General features: G+C 51.5%; 14 protein-coding genes and 1 pseudogene. 5 read left to right on the top strand and 10 right to left on the bottom strand.

The annotated features are described in order from the left end of the window. Positions 1-238 (top strand): annotated as a pseudogene (locus AC1DUO_RS20795) (IS4 family transposase); the annotation flags it as partial. Positions 239-284: 46 nt separating this feature from the next. Here the strand turns inward: AC1DUO_RS20795 and AC1DUO_RS20790 are convergent. The 10 genes from AC1DUO_RS20790 to tkt form a co-directional block, all read right to left on the bottom strand. Further along, positions 285-1,031, bottom strand: a complete 747-nt coding sequence (locus AC1DUO_RS20790; RefSeq protein ID WP_013576796.1) for an oxidative stress defense protein — start codon at positions 1,029-1,031, stop codon at positions 285-287. A gap of 103 nt (positions 1,032-1,134) precedes the next feature. Continuing rightward, a complete protein-coding gene (gene argO / locus AC1DUO_RS20785; protein WP_013576797.1) occupies positions 1,135-1,752 on the bottom strand; it encodes an arginine exporter ArgO in 618 nt (205 codons plus the stop codon). 181 nt (positions 1,753-1,933) lie between these two features. Beyond that, positions 1,934-2,821 carry a small-conductance mechanosensitive channel MscS gene (mscS, locus tag AC1DUO_RS20780; protein ID WP_013576798.1) on the bottom strand — a complete coding sequence of 296 codons (888 nt, stop codon included), beginning with the start codon at positions 2,819-2,821 and terminating at the stop codon, positions 1,934-1,936. 136 nt (positions 2,822-2,957) lie between these two features. After that, a complete protein-coding gene (locus AC1DUO_RS20775) occupies positions 2,958-4,226 on the bottom strand; it encodes an MFS transporter (protein ID WP_112150877.1) in 1,269 nt (422 codons plus the stop codon). Between the two features lie 60 nt (positions 4,227-4,286). Then, on the bottom strand, positions 4,287-7,385 hold the full coding sequence (locus tag AC1DUO_RS20770) for a beta-galactosidase (protein WP_477988559.1): 3,099 nt from the start codon (positions 7,383-7,385) through the stop codon (positions 4,287-4,289). Positions 7,386-7,519: 134 nt separating this feature from the next. After that, a complete protein-coding gene (locus AC1DUO_RS20765; protein ID WP_013576801.1) occupies positions 7,520-8,602 on the bottom strand; it encodes a LacI family DNA-binding transcriptional regulator in 1,083 nt (360 codons plus the stop codon). Between the two features lie 136 nt (positions 8,603-8,738). After that, complete coding sequence (gene fbaA, locus AC1DUO_RS20760) at positions 8,739-9,818, bottom strand: class II fructose-bisphosphate aldolase (protein ID WP_013576802.1); 1,080 nt, start codon at positions 9,816-9,818, stop codon at positions 8,739-8,741. Between the two features lie 129 nt (positions 9,819-9,947). Continuing rightward, complete coding sequence (pgk, locus tag AC1DUO_RS20755; protein ID WP_013576803.1) at positions 9,948-11,111, bottom strand: phosphoglycerate kinase; 1,164 nt, start codon at positions 11,109-11,111, stop codon at positions 9,948-9,950. 72 nt (positions 11,112-11,183) lie between these two features. After that, the gene (epd, locus tag AC1DUO_RS20750) at positions 11,184-12,200 is read right to left on the bottom strand and encodes an erythrose-4-phosphate dehydrogenase (RefSeq protein WP_477988557.1); all 1,017 of its coding nucleotides are present in this window, start codon (positions 12,198-12,200) and stop codon (positions 11,184-11,186) included. A 500-nt stretch (positions 12,201-12,700) separates the two neighbouring features. Continuing rightward, positions 12,701-14,695, bottom strand: coding sequence for a transketolase (gene tkt, locus AC1DUO_RS20745; RefSeq protein ID WP_477988555.1), 1,995 nt, complete (start codon positions 14,693-14,695; stop codon positions 12,701-12,703). 248 nt (positions 14,696-14,943) lie between these two features. Here tkt and loiP point away from each other — a divergent pair, with 248 nt between their 5' ends. The 4 genes from loiP to AC1DUO_RS20725 form a co-directional block, all read left to right on the top strand. Next, positions 14,944-15,696 carry a metalloprotease LoiP gene (gene loiP, locus AC1DUO_RS20740; protein WP_013576806.1) on the top strand — a complete coding sequence of 251 codons (753 nt, stop codon included), beginning with the start codon at positions 14,944-14,946 and terminating at the stop codon, positions 15,694-15,696. Between the two features lie 554 nt (positions 15,697-16,250). Continuing rightward, positions 16,251-16,838, top strand: coding sequence for a fimbrial protein (locus tag AC1DUO_RS20735; protein WP_013576807.1), 588 nt, complete (start codon positions 16,251-16,253; stop codon positions 16,836-16,838). An 80-nt stretch (positions 16,839-16,918) separates the two neighbouring features. Continuing rightward, the gene (locus tag AC1DUO_RS20730) at positions 16,919-17,653 is read left to right on the top strand and encodes a fimbrial chaperone (protein WP_013576808.1); all 735 of its coding nucleotides are present in this window, start codon (positions 16,919-16,921) and stop codon (positions 17,651-17,653) included. Between the two features lie 41 nt (positions 17,654-17,694). Then, positions 17,695-18,975 (top strand): fimbria/pilus outer membrane usher protein (locus AC1DUO_RS20725; RefSeq protein WP_477988551.1); only part of this gene is annotated, 1,281 nt, incomplete at its 3' end.

The following is an 18,975-nucleotide window of genomic DNA, read 5'->3' as shown; positions in this document are numbered from 1 at the left end:
GAAGGGAGATTATCTGCCTTATCAGCTGAGTTTTAGCGGTGCAGTGTCGGAGATATTACGGTTGTTAATCGGGCTGCCGTGGGCATCAGCGGGAGCCATCCCGGGTCATCTGAAGCATTTTTACAGCAACGCAGCGATGCTAAAGCTGCCCTCGAGGCGTGAGCGTGAATATGCGAGGGAAGTGAGAGAAAAAAGGTCAAAATATCCCTTAAAAAACAATGCCGGTCACCTTAAGTGACCGGCATTACGCCGGAGCGGGTTTTTTCATTTTTACAGAATCATTCTTACTGAGCCGGAGCCGGAGCAGGTGCCTGAGGCTGCAATTCGAATACCACATCGACCTGATCGTCGAAATGAATACTTTGCTGCTCGTAGGTTTGCGCGACATCGCTCTGCCCTGCGGCTTCGGCGGTTTTATACATACGCGCCACCGGCATCGGCTGGTAGTTAGCAACGTGATAACGAATGCTGTAAACCGGCCCCAGTTTGGTATGGAAACCTTCGGCCAGCGATTTTGCCTGCTGCGTGGCGTTTTCAATCGCTTTCTGACGCGCTTCATCACGGAATTTATCCGGATTGGCGACGCCCAGTTCAACCGCACGCACTTCATTCAGGCCGGATTTCAGCGCGCCATCCAGCAGTTCATTCAGCTTGTCGAGCTGACGCAAAGTTACCTGAACCTGACGCACGGCGCGGTAGCCCTTGAGCTGTGACGTGCCATCTTTCAGGTAGTTATATTCCGGCTGAGTACGCAGGTTCGCCGCATTGATATCTTTTTTCTCAATGCCGTTTTTCTGCAGGAAAGCAAAGTACTCTGCCACGCGTTCATCAGCCTGCTTCTTGGCGCTGGCTGAATCGTTCGCTGACACGCTGACTTCGATCGCCAGCGTCGCGATATCCGGCGTGGCATCCACGCTTGCGGTGCCTGACGTCACGACGTGCGGCCCGGCAGGTAATTCTGCCGCCTGTAACGCCAGCGGTAATGTCCCTAATCCCAACATCGCTGCTACAGCCAATGCTTTCAGTTTCACAGTGCCTCCATTAATCATCAAAGATCTGGCAATAGATAGGTCAAACAATCTGCGAAACCGTAGCATAATCCGTTACAACAGAAACTAAGATTAGTGACAAAACTTAAAATACCCCGGTCTGACGCGCCAGTTGTATTGCAATTCCCCACATGATCACGCCGACGATAAAGTTGATGACGCGCTGCACTTTGCCGGTATTCAGCCAGGGCGCGAGCATGGCGGCGAGAATGGCCAGCCCGAAGAACCACATCACCGATGCACTGACCGCACCGAGTGCAAACCATGAACGCTCATCATGGCTGAGACTGCCGCCCAGACTGCCGAGCACCACGAAAGTATCGAGATAAACATGCGGATTCAGCCAGGTCACCGCCAGCATGCTGACGACAATTTTCCAGCGACTTTGCTTCGCCACTTCAGCCTGCGCCAGTTCGGGGTTTTTGCTGAATGCCGTGCGAAATGCGCCCCAGCCATACCACAGTAAAAATGCCACGCCCCCCCAGCTCACCAGCAACAGCAACGTCGGAGATTTGCTCAGCAACGCGCTTCCGCCAAAAATGCCGCCGCAAATCAGCGCGATGTCACTCAGGGCGCACAAACCGGCGATCATCAGATGATACTGACGACGGATGCCCTGATTCATCACAAATGCATTCTGCGGGCCAATGGGTAAAATCATCGCGGCGCTCATCGCCAGTCCTTGCAGGAAAATAGCCAGCATGGGATATCCTTCAGAGAGTGAATAACAGAGATTGCGCGCAGTGTAAGGGCTTAGCCGGTATAAGAGGAAATGGATATTTCTAATCGCTCATTAGACTGGCTTATCAGTGGCAGGATGATTTTTCAGGCATGAAAAAGGCGCCCGCAGGCGCCTGTGAAAATCTGAATCCGGGAAGCATACTTTATTCGAAAGTGCGTCGTTCTTCCTGCTGGTTGCCCGCCGCATTCGCCACCTGATACAGGTGAACATCCATCTGCGGATACGCAATATTGATATTATTTTTATCCAGCGCGCGTTTGAACGATTCCAGCAGATCCCATTTCACGTTCTGTGCATCACCGTTGCTGGTCCAGGCGTACACAATGAAATTCAGGGTTGAAGCTGCCATTTCGTTGAGGCGAACCACGACGTCTTTATCTTTCAAAACACGCTGATCGGCCGTGATGATGTCGGTCAGGATCGTTTTCACCAGATCGATGTCAGAGTCATAACCCACGCCCACCGTCAGCTCGATACGGCTGGTCGGTTCGCGTGAATTATTGATGATGTTACCGGCGATGATTTTACCATTCGGCACCACAATGATTTTGTTGTCCGGCGTACGCAGGGTAGTGGAAAAAATTTGTACCTGAGTGACGGTACCGGCCACGCCGCCGAGATCGACATATTCACCGGCACGGAACGGACGGAAGATCACCAGCAAAACACCGGCCGCAAAGTTGGACAGCGACCCCTGTAATGCCAGACCGACAGCCAGACCGGCGGCACCGATGACGGCAATCACGGACGTGGTTTGCACGCCAATCCGCCCCAGAACCGCAATCAGCGTGAAGGCGATAATCGCGTAACGCACCATGGCGGAAAGGAAGTCGGAAACGGTGATGTCAATACCACGAACTTTTAAGACCCGGCTGACGGCACCGGAAACGACACGGGCGATAATCATCCCCACAATCAGAATGAAGATCGCTGCCACAATATTCACCGCGTAATGAAGCAGTAACGCCTGGTTTCTCACCAACCAGTTGCCAGCATTATTGATGCTGCCCACAACGTTTAAATCATCCATTTAAAGTACCCCAAAATTACACCCTCACGGGCTGCAAGAAACCAAAGCTGCCCCGTTTAACGAGGCAGCAAGTGTCCTGTAAGGTTAACTAACAATGCGATGAAGTGCCAATTTCGCAGCAAAGAGTTCAGATAAATTAAGAATTTGCGTGGCTGTTTTTTAACGGTTCAGGGGTTTTGAATGCCTGAAGGGGGCCGCGGCCGCTCAGCGTAAAGGCTGCGATCACCGTGAAGGTCAGCGCGATGACTCCGAGGATCAGATAGGTGCCGTGGAAACCGATTCGGTCATACATGTTGCCCGCGAAAACGGACATAAAGATGATCGCCACCTGTTTGAAGAAGCAAAAAGTCACCAGATAAATCGTCGCCGAGAAACGCACTTCAAATACTGAGGTGATGTACTTGAAGCAACCGACAATCAGGAACGGCACCTCAAACATGTGCAAGGTTTTCAGCACCACCACTTCCAGCGGCGATGACGCGAAAGACGAGCCGATGATGCGCACTGACATGATGGTACCGGCCAGCAGCAAAGCATTCTTGCCACCAATGCGGTTTACTATCAGCGGTGCGAAAAACATGATGCAGGCGTTGAGCAGTTCGCCCATCGTGGTCACATAGCCAAAGACGCGCGTCCCTTCAGAAGATGACGTGAAGAAGGAGGTAAAGAAGTTGGCAAACTGCTGATCGAACACGTCGTACGTACAGGAAACACCGATGACGTACAGCGCCAGGAACCACAGCTTCTTGTCTTTCAGCAGTTCGAGGGCGAGTTTGAGATTGAACGGTTTGCTGTTCGCCCCCAGTTCGTTGGCCACGCGCGCGCTGGACGTGACTTCCGGTTTGGCGATCAGCAACAGGATGGCGAGGATCACCGCACAGCCGGAGCCGAGCCAGAACACAAATTCATTGTTGATGGTAAACATGATGCCGACCACCGATGCGCAAAGCGCCCAGCCGACACAACCGAACATACGTGCACGGCCAAATTCAAAGCTGCTGCGACGGCTGACTTTCTCGATATAGGCTTCAATCGCAGGCGCACCGGCGTTGTAAATCAGGCCAAGGTAAATCCCGCCCACCACCGAACCGAGATAGATATTAATTTTCAGTAACGGCCCAAACACGTAGATAAAGAATGGCGCAAACAGGATCAGCATGCCGGTGATGATCCACAGCAAATGCTTTTTCAGCCCCAGTTTATCGGCGAGTAAACCAAACACCGGCTGGAACAACAGTGAGAACAGCGAAATGCTGGCGAAGATAATGCCGGTGTCGCTTTTGCTGATCTGATTAATATCATGCAGCCAGATCGGGAAGAACGGGAAATAAGCACCCATGATGAAAAAGTAAAAGAAGAAGAACAGCCCGAACATCCAAAAGTTAGTATTTTTCAGGTAATACATAAGCATTTTCCTTACGTCTGAATATCGCGCCGCCGGGGATTAACATGGCGGCGCAGGCTGTCAGGCACGTTTCCAGGTGAACGAATAATGGTACTGACCGGCTGTCAGCAGGAAATCAGGGCTGACGCTCGGGCTCCACGAATCATCACCGCCGACGCCCATATGGAAGCCGTCGATGTTCAGCCAGGTGCCCTCTTCTTCACGCAACAGGTGACGATGGCTGGTGTCCATCAACTGTTGCAGGCTGTAGCGGCTCAGGCCAAAGTGGAAATTGCCACGCAGCGTCCATCCGGCGTAATCCAGCTCACGGGTCTCTCCGCGCAGACCGTTTTCGGTCGGGAAAACGTAAGGCGTGTACATCTCGGTCAACGGCAAATTCCAGCGCCCGTGCTGCGCAGCCAGACGGCGATCCGGGTAGTTTTCATGCGGTCCCAGGCCCAGCCAGCTAACGTTTTTTGCGGTTTCAGCCAACTGACAGGTCAGGCCAATGCGCCCCGGTGACGGCACGTTTGATGCCACGCGAACCTCCGCGCTGATATGCAGTTCGCTCTGATTATCAATGCGGAAAATCTTGCGGCTCAGCAGTCGCGTTTCTTCCTCCGCCATAAACGCATGAGTGGTCGTGATCACTACCCCGTCCTGTAACTGATCGGCGGAGATGTTTAATAAACGCGATTCCAGGTGGTACATACCCGCTGCTTTCCAGCGCTCAACCCAGGCATTCGGGTCAATACGGGTGACTTCGCTGACACCGATATCGTTATCTACCGGCGCACGGACAAACTGGTCGCGCAAGGCGGAAAGCAGGCGCGGCGTTTTGCCATCGAACCACTGTTCCAGCAATCCGCTTTGCTGACTGAACTGCCAGCACTGCGCGCCGTGCAGTACGGAAATCACATCACCTTGCTGATCGAGAACCGGCGTGGCGGCAGAGATTTTTTCCGGCACCGGCAATATCAGCGGTTGCGGCAACTGCCATTGATCCCAGGCACTGCGGTGTCCGGCTTCTGACCACGCAGTTGCCTGTGGCTGGTGTACCGCAACATTCAGCCACAAATCGCCTTCTGCCTGCGGCATATCCCCCAGATCCAACGTTTGCTTGCCGTTGGGCGCGATATTCAGTACCGCCTCGCCCTGTGAAATGACTTCGCCGTCACGTTCAATGCGCCAGACTAACTGCTCATTATCACTGTGCCGGAACAGGTATTCGCTTTGTATTTCAATCATCAAAGGCGAAGTGCCTGTGAGCGAGAACTGGAAAAATTGCTGGGCGCGCTGGGCTTCAAATAAGGACGGATGCGGAGTGCGGTCAGCGAATACCAGACCGTTCATGCAGAACTGCCGGTCATTTGGCGTATCACCAAAATCGCCGCCGTAGGCCATATAACGCTCACCGTTTTCGCTGGTGCGCAGCAGACTCTGATCAACCCAGTCCCAGACAAAACCGCCCTGCAGACGCGGGAACTGACGGAACGCTTTCCAGTATTTATCAAAGCCGCCAAAGCTGTTGCCCATCGCATGGGCGTATTCGCAGAGGATCAGCGGACGCGTTTCGTCCGGCATGCTGATCCACTTTTTAATCGACCATTTCGGTACCGCCGGGAACGGCTGATCCTGCTCAACGCGGGAATACATCGGGCAGATAATGTCGGTCGCCGCGCTGTTGGCGCCGCCGCCTTCGTACTGCACCGGACGGGTCGGATCGACAGATTTGATCCAGCGGTACAGCGCGTCATGAGTGGCGCCATGACCGGACTCATTGCCCAGTGACCASATGATGATGCACGGATGATTGCGGTCGCGCTGAACCATGCGCGTCACGCGTTCGCTGAAGGCGTTGAACCACACCGGATCATCCGACAGACGGTTCATCGGCTGCATGCCGTGGGTTTCGATATTGGCTTCATCCACGACGTACAGACCGTATTCGTCACAGAGCCGGTACCACAGCGGATGGTTCGGATAATGCGAGCAGCGCACGGCGTTGAAGTTGTGTTGCTTCATCAGCACAATGTCCCGGCGCATGGTGGCCTCATCCATCACCTGACCGTTTTCAGGATGATGTTCGTGGCGGTTGGTGCCGCGGATCAATACCGGCTGGCCGTTCACTTTCAGCAGCCCGTTGCTGATTTCCACCTGACGGAAACCGACGTCACAGGCCTCGGCTTCAATAAGCTGGCCCTGCGGAGAAATCAGGGAAATGACAGCACGGTATAAAGCGGGCTGTTCAGCGCTCCATAATGCGGGCCGGCTGACCGGCAGACGCAGCGTGGTGCGGTCAAATGCCGTCCCGCGTTCATCAATGATTTCACTGCCGAGCGGTTGCTGATGTTCTGCGACCGGTTTATCGCCCTGCCACAACTGGACGCGCACCTGATAATCAGCCGCGGTGTCCGGCGGTACCGCGGCGCTGACTTGCACTTCCAGTTCGGCCTGCGTGAAGCCGTAGAACAGATGCGTGCGCACCTGCATGTCAGTAATTTGCTCTGCCGGTTTATGCAGCAAGGTGACATCGCGGAAAATCCCGCTCATGCGCCACATATCCTGATCTTCCAGATAGCTGCCGTCGCTCCAGCGCAGCACCATCACCGCCAGCCGGTTTTCACCCGCATGCAGCACATGACTGAGATCGAATTCCGCCGGTAAACGGCTGTCCTGGGAATAGCCGACCCACTGACCGTTGCACCATAAATAGAACGCAGAATTGACGCCGTTAAACACGATGCGCGTCTGCCCGCTGCTCAGCCAGTCATTATCCACAGAAACTGTGAGCGAGTAACAACCGGTAGGGTTTTCTTCCGGCACAAACGGCGGATTGACCGGGATCGGATACTGAACGTTGGTATAAATCGGCGCGTCGTATCCCGCCAGTTGCCAGTTAGAGGGCACCTGCACAGCATCGGCCTCAGCCAGATCCTGTTGCAGCCATTGCTCCGGCACGGCTTCAGGACGGTTAAAATAGCTGAACGTCCACTCGCCATTCAGGTTACGAATTTTTCCTGAAGCCTTGTTGCTTCTCGCTTCCTCTGCATTTCGCCAGCTGTTGAACGGCGGGTGTGCGGGTAATCGGTTGCACTGCGTCGAGGCCGGTTTTTCCCAGTCACGGCGGGCCAGAACAGTGGCCAGCGATGATAATTTATCTTCCGCTGATGGATTCATAATATCTCCCCGTTAAATTGTTATGCGCTCACAATAATATAAACATGCGTAACCGGAGAGAGTAAGTAAAGTGCGGGGATGCGGGAAAGGGACGCGGATCACAAATTCCGCGTCAGTCAGTTCTTAAAAAAGATTTACAGCGCGCTGAGCTGACGTGCGATGCGGATCAGTTCCTGCGATAAAGTTTCCTGCGACACAGTGTCTGTACCCGGTCTGGCGGTTGTATGGCGTTCAACTAAAGAAGTGGGCAGTAACAATGAGGACTGCGGGTGATCGCCATGCGTATGCAGATGCTCTACCAGCCGGTTAATGCTCTCGTGACCGAGCAGGCGGAAATCCTGTTTGATGGTGGTCAGCGGCGGGAAGAAAAATGCGCTGTCTTCAGTATCGTCATAGCCCATCACCGAGATTTGCTCCGGCACCCGCAGGCCAAACTCATGGACAGCGCGCAGTACGCCCAGCGCCATCTGATCATTGGCGACCAGGATCGCCGTAGGGCGTGCGGGCTGATTGAGCAACAATAATGCCTGCTGGTAACCCGAAGCCGCGCTCCAGTCGCCATGCTGAACCGCGCACGGCGTAATATCGTGCAATGCCAGCGTATTCAGCCAGCCTTCATAACGTAAGCGTGCAGATATGGATTCGAGCGGGCCGGTCAGTACGGCGATCTGCTGATGTCCGAGCGCCAGCAGATGTTCGACGCCCTGCTCTGCCCCGCAGTGAGGATCGAACAGAATTTTAAACACATCGGCCTGCGGATCGACATCCAGAAACAGCGCCGGTAAATTGCCGCAAAGCTGTGCGATCGCGTCTGCGTCCTCATTCGACAACGGCACGTTAATCAGCACGCCATCGACACGCTGTGACATCAGTTCATTCACCGCCGTACGACACGCGGCAAGGCTCAGGTTATCAATCATCGATATCACGACGTTGAAACCTAGCTGATTTGCGCGGGTTTTCATTGCCGACGCGATTTGTGAAGGGGCGTGTAGCGCCAGCTCGGTGGTCGCCAGCCCAAGGGTGTAACTTTGTTTGCCCGCCAGTTGCTGGGCGACACGGTTCGGGACGTAATTCAGCGCAGCCATTGCCTGTTCGACTTTGTTGCGCGTTCTGACCGAGACGTGTGCAGCCTGATTCAGGACGCGCGAAACGGTCTGATAAGACACACCGGCGTGGCGCGCGACATCATCGAGGGTGACAGATTTTGGCTTCATGGCTCTCTCTTCGGGGATTCTGGCGAAACACGGATAACGGGCTATTGTGGCCGGAAAGCAGGCAATAAAAAAGGGGCCGAAGCCCCTTTGACGATTATCCTCACATTCCGGTGGTCAAGCACCGGAAGCGTAAGAATTACAGTACGTCGATTGCGTTCAGTTCTTTGAATGCCAGTTCCAGGCGAGTCACCATGGAAGACTGTGCAGAACGCAGCCATACGCGCGGGTCATAGAATTTCTTGTTAGGTTTGTCCGCGCCTTCCGGGTTACCCAACTGACCTTGCAGGTAAGCTTCGTTTTTCTTGTAGAACTGCAGGATACCGTCCCAGTTAGCCCACTGAGTGTCGGTATCGATGTTCATTTTGATAACACCGTAACCTACAGATTCTTTGATTTCTGCTGCAGTAGAACCGGAACCGCCGTGGAATACGAAGTTCAGGCTGTTGTGTGGCAGGTTATGTTTCTTGCACACGTATTCCTGAGAATCACGCAGGATAGTTGGAGTCAGTTTAACGTTACCTGGTTTGTAAACACCGTGTACGTTACCGAATGACGCAGCGATAGTGAAACGCGGGCTGATGGCGTTCAGTTTTTCGTATGCATAATCAACGTCTTGCGGTTGAGTGTACAGTGCAGACGCGTCCATATGGCTGTTGTCTACGCCATCTTCTTCACCGCCGGTACAACCCAGTTCGATTTCCAGAGTCATGTCGATTTTTGCCATGCGAGCTAAATACTTGCTGCAAATTTCGATGTTTTCTTCCAGAGACTCTTCAGACAGGTCGATCATGTGAGAAGAGAACAGTGGTTTACCGGTTTTCGCGTAGTGAGCTTCACCCGCGTCCAGCAGTCCGTCGATCCATGGCAGCAGTTTTTTCGCGCAGTGGTCGGTGTGCAGGATAACTGGCACGCCGTAATGTTCTGCCATCTGATGCACATGGTGTGCGCCAGAGATTGCACCCAGGATTGCCGCGCCTTGTGGCACGTCAGTTTTCAGGCCTTTACCGGCGATAAACGCAGCGCCACCGTTAGAGAACTGAACGATAACCGGTGAACGGACTTTCGCAGCAGCTTCGAGAACGGCGTTGATAGAGTCGGTGCCTACGCAGTTAACCGCTGGCAGAGCAAATTTGTTTTCTTTAGCAATAGCGAAAACTTTCTGTACATCATCACCAGTGATAACGCCTGGTTTTACGAAATCAAAAATTTTAGACATAGTTCTTTGTCCTGTATTCGTCGGCCGTAGATGGATTGAATCGGTTTGCTATGTCGCGCGGGCTCCACTGTGCAGCCCCCCGCGCGGCAAAGAAGAACGGACAGCATTATGCTCCCCGTTCAGGGTTCATTACTTCTTAGCACGCTCTTCCAGCATCACAACCGCTGGCAGTGCTTTCCCTTCAACGAATTCCAGGAATGCGCCACCGCCAGTGGAGATATAGGAAATTTTGTCAGCGATACCGAACAAATCGATAGCTGCCAGTGTGTCGCCGCCGCCTGCGATAGAGAATGCATCGCTGTCAGCAATAGCCTGCGCCACAATTTCGGTCCCTTTACGGAAGTTAGGGAACTCGAACACGCCTACAGGACCATTCCACAGAATGGTTTTAGCGTTTTTAATGATCTCAGCCAGGCGGTATGCAGACTCATCGCCCATGTCGAGAATTTGTTCGTCATCTTTGATGTCTTTAACAGACTTCACCGTTGCAACGGCTGTTTCAGAGAACTCAGTCGCCACGCGAACATCGGTAGGAACAGGAATGTCGCAGGTTTCCAGCAATTTGCTTGCGGTGCCGACCAGGTCTGCTTCGTACAGGGATTTACCGACGTTGTTGCCTTGAGCAGCCACGAAGGTGTTCGCGATACCACCGCCAACGATCAGCTGGTCAGCGATTTTAGACAGGGAATCCAGAACGGTCAGTTTGGTAGAAACTTTAGAACCGCCAACGATAGCCACCATCGGACGTGCCGGGTTACCCAGCGCTTTACCCAGTGCTTCCAGTTCTGCAGACAGCAGCGGACCGGCACAGGCGATCGGAGCAAATTTGCCCACGCCGTGAGTAGAAGCTTGCGCGCGGTGCGCGGTACCAAATGCGTCCATCACATAGATGTCACACAGGGCAGCATATTTTTTGGACAGGGCTTCGTCGTCTTTCTTTTCGCCTTTGTTAAAGCGAACGTTTTCCAGAACCACCAGCTCACCTTCGGCAACTTCAACACCATCAAGGTAATCTTTCGCCAGACGTACTGGGGATTTCAGATGCTCTTTCAGGTAATTAACAACCGGCAGCAGAGAAAACTCTTCGTTATATTCGCCTTCAGTCGGACGACCCAGATGCGAGGTAACCATCACGCGTGCGCCTTGTTTCAGGGCAATTTCGATGGTTGGTAAAGAAGCGCGGATACGTGCATCTGACGTTACTTTGCCATCTTTAACTGGCACGTTCAGATCGGCACGGATTAGTACGCGTTTACCCGCTAAATCCAGATCGCTCATCTTAATAACAGACATGGTGAATCCTCTCGTTGATTCTCTTTAAAGTTGCTTGAAGGCCGTTTCGGTCGGGAGACCGGAACAGCCGTACTAGAAACCGCTAGCGGACATTGYCAATGTTGTATCCAACATTCGGTTGGCAAAACCCCACTCGTTATCGCACCAGACCAGTGTCTTAATCAGGTGCTGTCCACTTACCCGCGTCTGCGTTCCATCTACGATGGCGCTATGGGGATCATGGTTAAAATCTGTCGAGACTAATGGTAGTTCGGTATAGTCAACAATACCACGAAAAGCACCTGTTGCAGCCTTTTGCAGCAACTGGTTAACCTCGCCTACCGTCACAGAACCCTCGACAAATACACTCAGATCAATGGCTGTGACATTGATTGTCGGCACACGCACCGAGATCGCTTCAAAGCGATCGCAGAATTTGGGCATGATGCGTGTGATCCCTGCGGCCAGCTTGGTATCGACCGGGATAATGGACTGGCTGGCGGCGCGCGTACGGCGTAAATCCGCATGGTACGCATCGATAACCGGTTGGTCATTCATTGAGGAATGGATGGTCGTTACCGTGCCGGACTCAATGCCAAAAGCATCGTCGAGCAGTTTGATCACAGGGATAATACAGTTGGTGGTGCAGGACGCATTGGACACAATGCGGTGCTGACGTTCGAGCAACTGGTGGTTCACACCGTAAACCACCGTGGCGTCAAGATCATGAGCGCCCGGATGCGCGAACAGAATTTTTTTGGCGCCAGCCGCAAGCTGGGCTTCACCGTCTGCACGGCTGCCATAAACGCCAGTGCAATCAAGCACGACGTCAATGCTCAGTTCGCCCCACGGCAACTGGCTGGCATCAGACTGATGAAGTAAACGGATGGAGTCATCGCCGACGTAAAGGTTTTCACCTTCCTGGCGGACATCCCAGGCAAAGCGCCCGTGGCTGGAGTCGTATTTAAGCAGATGTGCCATGCCTTCAGGACTGGCGATTTCATTGATGGCAATGACGGAGATTTCCGCCCGACGCCCGGATTCGTATAACGCGCGCAATACGCTACGGCCAATGCGACCAAAGCCATTAATTGCAATACGTATTGGCATACATCTCCCTGTTACACGGTTGTTACTCAATATCAGTAACACCTATAGTAATGCAGCGTGCGTTTACGGTGAATCACCATCATCATCTGTCCGCACAATGCATGCGGCAGAAAAGTTTCAGTTTCAGGCACGATAACAACCTGGTGACGATGTTAAGCTCAAATAGCCTGACTGAAACGGTTCAGCTGAGAATAAACCAAACGATGAATAAAAGGAATAATTCGTAGAACAACCCCGCATTAATCGCGCCGATCGCTGAAAAAAACACCAGTCAATTCTGTGTATTCACAGTGATTTTACTTTTTCGTCACCTTTTCGACAGTGATTTTTCGCAAAAAATGACCGAATGAAACATTTTCAGAATGCAGGCAGTGTAACCGAGTCCGCATCAGAAGGGTTTGACCTGCGTCATTTCGTACGAAACTGAGAACCGGCGCATGAAAATGCAGGCGAAAAAAAAGCACCCGAAGGTGCTTTTAAGCGGCTCTAAGAATGCGGGATTACTTCAGTAACGCCTGTGCCTGAGCAACAACGTTATCAACAGTGAAACCGAATTCTTTGAACAACAGTTCTGCTGGCGCAGATTCGCCGAAGCTGTGCATTCCGACGATAGCACCATTCAGGCCAACGTATTTGAACCAGTAATCAGCAATACCGGCTTCAACCGCAACGCGCGCAGAAACGGCTTTCGGCAGGACAGATTCACGGTAAGCCGCGTCCTGTTTGTCGAAGGCATCCGTGGACGGCATAGAAACCACGCGCACTTTAGTGCCCGCTGCAGCCAGTTTGTCTGCCGCTTCTACCGTGATACCGACTTCAGAGCCGGTCGCGATCAGGATCACTTCCGGCGTACCGTCGCAATCTTTCAGCACGTAACCCCCGCGCGCCACGTTGGCCAGCTGTTCAGCGGTACGTGGTTGCTGGGTCAGGTTTTGACGGGAGAAGATCAGGGTAACCGGACCGTCATTACGCTCGATGGCGTATTTCCATGCCACGGCAGATTCAACCTGATCCGCAGGACGCCAGGTGCTCATGTTTGGCGTAACGCGCAGGCTGGCGATTTGCTCAACCGGCTGGTGTGTCGGGCCATCTTCGCCCAGACCGATGGAGTCATGGGTGTACACGAACACGTTGCGGATCTTCATCAGTGCGGCCATACGCACGGCATTACGCGCATATTCCACGAACATCAGGAAAGTCGCAGAGTACGGCAGGAAACCGCCGTGCAGCGCGATACCGTTGGTGATCGCGGTCATACCGAATTCACGTACGCCATAATGGATGTAGTTACCTGCCTGATCGTCGCCGATAGACTTCGAACCAGACCACATGGTCAGGTTGCTTGGTGCCAGGTCAGCAGAGCCGCCCAGGAATTCAGGCAACACTTTACCGAACGCTTCCAGCGCATTCTGGGAGGCTTTACGGCTGGCGATGTTCGCAGGGTTCGCCTGCAATTGTTCGATGAATTTCTGTGCTTCGGTTTCCCAGTTTGCTGGCAGCTCGCCGTTCACACGAYGTTTGAACTCTTTTGCCAGTTCAGGGTGCGCTTTAGCGTAAGCGTCAAACTTGTCGTTCCACGCCGCTTCTTTGGCTTTACCGGCTTCTTTCGCGTCCCACTGCGCATAGATATCTTGCGGGATTTCAAACGCCGCGTATTTCCAGCCCAGTGCTTCGCGGGTAGCGGCCACTTCGGCTGCGCCCAGTGCGGCACCGTGTACATCGTGAGTACCGGCCTTGTTCGGCGAACCGAAACCGATCACAGTTTTACACATCAGCAGGGAAGGTTTGTCGGTAACTTTGTGCGCTTCTTCAATAGCCGCTTTGATAGAGTCAGGATTGTGACCATCAACACCACGTACAACATGCCAGCCGTAAGCTTCGAAACGTGCCGCAGTGTCATCGGTGAACCAGCCTTCTACGTGGCCGTCGATGGAGATGCCGTTATCATCATAAAACGCGGTCAGTTTACCAAGTTTCATGGTACCGGCCAGAGAACACACTTCGTGAGAAATGCCTTCCATCATGCAGCCGTCGCCCAGGAATGCATAAGTCTGGTGATCGACAATGTCATGGCCTGGTTTGTTGAACTGTGCTGCCAGCGTACGTTCTGCGATAGCAAAACCGACGGCGTTCGCGATGCCCTGACCCAGCGGGCCAGTGGTGGTTTCAACGCCAGGCGTATAACCGTATTCCGGGTGGCCCGGGGTTTTCGAGTGCAACTGACGGAAGTTAGCCAGTTCGCTCATCGGCAGATCATAGCCAGTGAGGTGCAGCAGGCTATAAATCAGCATAGAGCCATGACCATTGGACAGCACGAAGCGGTCACGGTCAGCCCAGTGCGGGTTAGTCGGGTTGTGATTCAGGTAATCGCGCCACAGCACTTCGGCAATGTCTGCCATGCCCATAGGGGCGCCAGGGTGGCCGGAATTCGCTTTCTGCACGGCATCCATACTAAGTGCGCGAATAGCGTTCGCAAGCTCTTTACGAGAGGACATGTTCTACTCCAGGTCGGATTAAAAAAGCAGTCAAGAAAGTCATTTTCTCAGACTCGGCATTAAAACGGCAATCTCTAATCACTCTCGTGATTAAGTTCACAAAATCCGCTTTTAAATCAGGGCGTTTTTTCGGACTTACACTATAGATCGTGCACTGCGAAAAACCTACCTTAACGCTATCCTTACAACCAGAGCCTTTTTCAGGCTACATTTTCTGTTTTGTTAACTTTTTCTGGGAACACAAATTGATGAAATTTCACCCTCTTCTGTTAAGCCTTTTTACCGCGTCACTGGTCAGCGGTTGTGCGACCGTCAATACCGACACTTTAATGCAGTCCGGCGCGCAGGCTTATCAGGCGTATACCCTGAGCGATGCCGACGTCAAAACGCTGAGCGTGCAGTCTTGTGAAGAAATGGATAAAAAGGCGCAAATAGCACCCGACAGCAGCGAATACGCACAGCGCCTGAAAAAAATCTCCGCAGCACTGGGCGATAACATTAACGGCACGCCCGCCAACTATAAGGTTTACCTGACCAAAGACGTCAATGCCTGGGCAATGGCCAACGGCTGTATCCGCGTTTACAGCGGCCTGATGGACATAATGAACGACAATGAAGTGGAAGGCGTGCTCGGCCATGAAATGGGCCACGTCGCACTCGGCCACACCCGTAAAGCCATGCAGGTCGCCTACAGCGCCACGGCGGCACGTTCTGCGATTTCGTCACTCGGCGGCGTCAGCGCAACATTGTCACAATCGCAGCTGGCGGATCTGGGCGAGAAATACGTCAATGCGCAGTTCTCGCAGAAACAGGAATCCGAAGCGGATGATTACTCGTTTGATTTGCTGAAAAAACGCGGTATCGACCCGACAGGTCTGGCAACCAGTTTTGAGAAACTGGCAAAACTGGATCAGGGCAGCAGCATCGGCTGGTTTGATGATCACCCGTCTTCAGAAGCACGTGCTAAACATATTCGCGAGCGTATTGCTGCCGGGAAATAATAAAGAGATGCATAACAAGTCATCCTGCGGTTCGTCACTAAAAGCGTCGGGCCTCTGACTTTTAATTTCCGTGCTAATCATCCAGGCACCTTCGGGTGCCTTAATATTTTTCCTTTCTGCCTCCCCTCCTCTTCAGCATGTCATTACACCTGTATGTTATGTAAGCAAACAAAACCTGATTACCTTATCCACCTTCAATAGCACAATTTGTTTATCATTTTCACGGATTTTAAAACTAAATCCATCATATATTTTGATATATATTTCTATGCAGTTTTCCATTTCAATTAGAAAAATCGATCCTTAAGATCTCTTTATCTGATAATTAATAACCTCCCTAAAAATAAAATTCAATACTTAAAAAATAATTCTGGGGTTCATTACAGATCCCACAATGAAATATTTAGTTACACTCATATTGCAGTGTGTAAAACTTGATATAAACAACAACGTAATTATAATTCCTCCTTAGTAAGTCTTTGAAAAAAGCTTATTTAATTCACTACTACTTTTACTTTACTATTTTGTTATTTTCATAATGAAAAGGACATTTCATGAAAAAAATTAAGACGCTCTTCCCTTTATCCGTCTTTTGTCTGGCATTCGGCAGCTTATCTGCCCAGGCAGCGGATTTGGGATTAATTACCTTTGATGGTGCGGTCTCTGACACGACCTGTGAAATCACCACTAACAACGGTATTGCAGCGAATAATGTCACTATCTCAATGCCTGTGGTGACGAAAGCGGCAGTGGATGTCACCACTCGCGCTGCTGGCGGTGTCGGTGCCAAAGAGTTCGAGTTAATGCTGAATGATTGCGCCGAATCAGTGAAAAAAGCCTCCGTCAGCTTCTCTTCACAGCAATTTGCTGAATTGTCCAGCGGTACGCTGAAACCTGATGCTACCGTCTCTGGTAGTGCGCAAAACGTCAGTGTTGCGCTTTACAACAACACAGCAACCAACGTTAGCCAGGTTCTGATCGGCGACCCGACTGATGTGGCACAAAGCGTGGCTCTGGTCGAAGGTCGTGGTGTGTTTGCCTATAAGGCAGCCTATGTACCCAGTGCTGACTGGTCTGCAACAAATAGTGTTCAGTCGGGTAAAGTGAATACTAACGTCACCTTTACTATGAACTACGAATAATATTCAACGTTAATTAATGATTAAGCGTACCCAATGAACAAACAGGTGCGCTTTTATTATAAAATTTAATAGAGGGAAATATGAATTTTATACCGACACCAAAAATTGTTTCATTCTGCCTTGCCGTTCTGGGATTTATTGCTTGTGATGTCTGCGCAGATGTTGTCATTTCTGGTACCCGGATTATTTATCCGGCTCAGGCGAAAGAGATTACGGTGAAACTGGATAACCGCGGTGAAAAAGCCTTGCTGGTTCAATCCTGGCTGGATGATGGCCGCGAGGATGTGAATCCGCAGGAGATGAAAATTCCTTTCCTTGTGACCCCCCCTATTTCACGAATGAACGCCAAACAAGGCCAGACAGTGAAAATTGCCAGCCTTGGGGGCGAATTACCCAAAGATAAAGAAACTGTATTTTGGTTTAACGTTCTTGAAATTCCGCCTAAAGCCAAAAATAGTACCGATGAAAATTTGCTTCAGTTGGCTTTTCGTACCCGCATAAAGTTGTTTTATCGTCCTGAGGGGCTGAAGGGTTCAGCTTCTGAAGCAGCGACGGCATTGACATGGAAAATAGTGAAAAATGGTCAACAGGTTTTTGCAGAAGCGAAAAATGCCACCCCTTACTTTGTCACGGTGAATGAAGCTTTTCTGAATACGAATGGCCGCAAGTACGAACTGGAAACAAAAATGATCGCCCCCGATTCCACTCAGTTGATGAAAGTCGACGGGCTGACGACGACGGTAAACACAGGGAAGATAAATTATACCGCAATTAATGATTATGGCGGAAATATAAAATACGAAGCATCCCTTTAAATAAACCCTGACGCCATCTGATTCATAAAAAAAGCAATATTATGAAAAAAAATAAAATCACAACGGGATTATTACTGCTTCCATTGACTATAGGCGTCAGCGCTGTGTGGTCACCCAGGTCCGTGGCGGAAACTGCGGTTACCAATGATAAATTCGATGAGCAAGTTGGAGATGATGATGAAAATGTAGAGTTTGATAGTCAGTTTCTCTACAGCACAGCAAACAGTGAAAAAATAGACACCCGCCGTTTTAGCAAGGGCAATCCTGTTGTGCCAGGCGTTTACAGCGTCGGTATTTTTATTAACGGTTCATTAAAACTAAACTCTAAAGTCAATTTCGTTGATAACGGGACGAATATTGCCAGCCCGTGTCTCACGCAAAAATTGCTTGAGCAGTTAGATATCCTCATCGATATCGATAAAGAAGATACTGCAGATATTTCGCCGGAAGGCGGGGAAACAACGTGCATTAATCTGACCGAAAAACTCAGTCATTCAAAGGTCAAATTCAATTCATCGGAACAACGCCTGGATATTACTATTCCGCAGATTTATCTCGCAAAACGTCCTTCTGGTTATGTCAATCCGGCTCTGTGGGAAGAAGGCATTCCAGCGTTCATGCTTTCTTACGACATGAATGCCTACCGTTCAAGCGCTGACGGAGATTCTCGCGACAGCGCCTATGCAGGGCTGAATTATGGCGCGAACTTATCTGGCTGGCGTTTTCGTGCCAGAGGTTCAACCAACTGGGATCAGGAAAATGGCCTGTCCTATACCAGTCAGGATGCTTATGTTCAGCACGATATCACCGGATTAAAAGCCCAGTTCGTTTTGGGTGATACTTACACTCAGGGCGATGCCTTTGATTCCATCAATCTGAGAGGATTCAGGGTGTTCAGTGACAGCCGCATGCAACCGGGTTCATCTAACAACTATGCGCCAGTGATCCGCGGCACCGCAAACAGTAATGCGAAAGTGACTGTCCGCCAGAGCGGTACGGTGATTTATGAAACCACCGTACCGCCGGGACCTTTTGCTCTTGATGACATTAACCCAACGGGTTATGGCAACAGTATAGACGTGACAGTAGAAGAATCAGATGGCACCCGGCGTTCTTTCTCAGTGCCCTTCTCCTCGGTCACACAGATGTTACGCCCCGGTAATAGCCGCTGGGATGTAGGCTTCGGCAAACTCAATGAGAGTTCATCCAGCAACTCCCCCGAGGTGGCGGTGCTGACTGGCTATTATGGGATCAATAATACCTTCACCGGCTATGCCGGTGCTGAAGCGATGTCATCGGACTACCTTGCCCTGCTGACAGAG

The sequence above is a fragment of the Rahnella sp. P4_A8 genome (genome assembly GCF_056402435.1).
The sequence above is the reverse complement of the archived record's forward strand: the minus strand, read 5'-3'. Positions and strand labels throughout refer to the sequence as shown.

What these genes read in the sequence shown, in the direction of transcription:
- argO (WP_013576797.1), bottom strand. Translation starts at nt 1,752, where the DNA reads ATGCTGGCTATTTTCCTGCAAGGACTGGCGATGAGCGCCGCGATGATT.
- mscS (WP_013576798.1), bottom strand. Translation starts at nt 2,821, where the DNA reads ATGGATGATTTAAACGTTGTGGGCAGCATCAATAATGCTGGCAACTGG.
- AC1DUO_RS20775 (WP_112150877.1), bottom strand. Translation starts at nt 4,226, where the DNA reads ATGTATTACCTGAAAAATACTAACTTTTGGATGTTCGGGCTGTTCTTC.
- AC1DUO_RS20765 (WP_013576801.1), bottom strand. Translation starts at nt 8,602, where the DNA reads ATGAAGCCAAAATCTGTCACCCTCGATGATGTCGCGCGCCACGCCGGT.
- fbaA (WP_013576802.1), bottom strand. Translation starts at nt 9,818, where the DNA reads ATGTCTAAAATTTTTGATTTCGTAAAACCAGGCGTTATCACTGGTGAT.
- pgk (WP_013576803.1), bottom strand. Translation starts at nt 11,111, where the DNA reads ATGTCTGTTATTAAGATGAGCGATCTGGATTTAGCGGGTAAACGCGTA.
- loiP (WP_013576806.1), top strand. Translation starts at nt 14,944, where the DNA reads ATGAAATTTCACCCTCTTCTGTTAAGCCTTTTTACCGCGTCACTGGTC.
- AC1DUO_RS20735 (WP_013576807.1), top strand. Translation starts at nt 16,251, where the DNA reads ATGAAAAAAATTAAGACGCTCTTCCCTTTATCCGTCTTTTGTCTGGCA.
- AC1DUO_RS20730 (WP_013576808.1), top strand. Translation starts at nt 16,919, where the DNA reads ATGAATTTTATACCGACACCAAAAATTGTTTCATTCTGCCTTGCCGTT.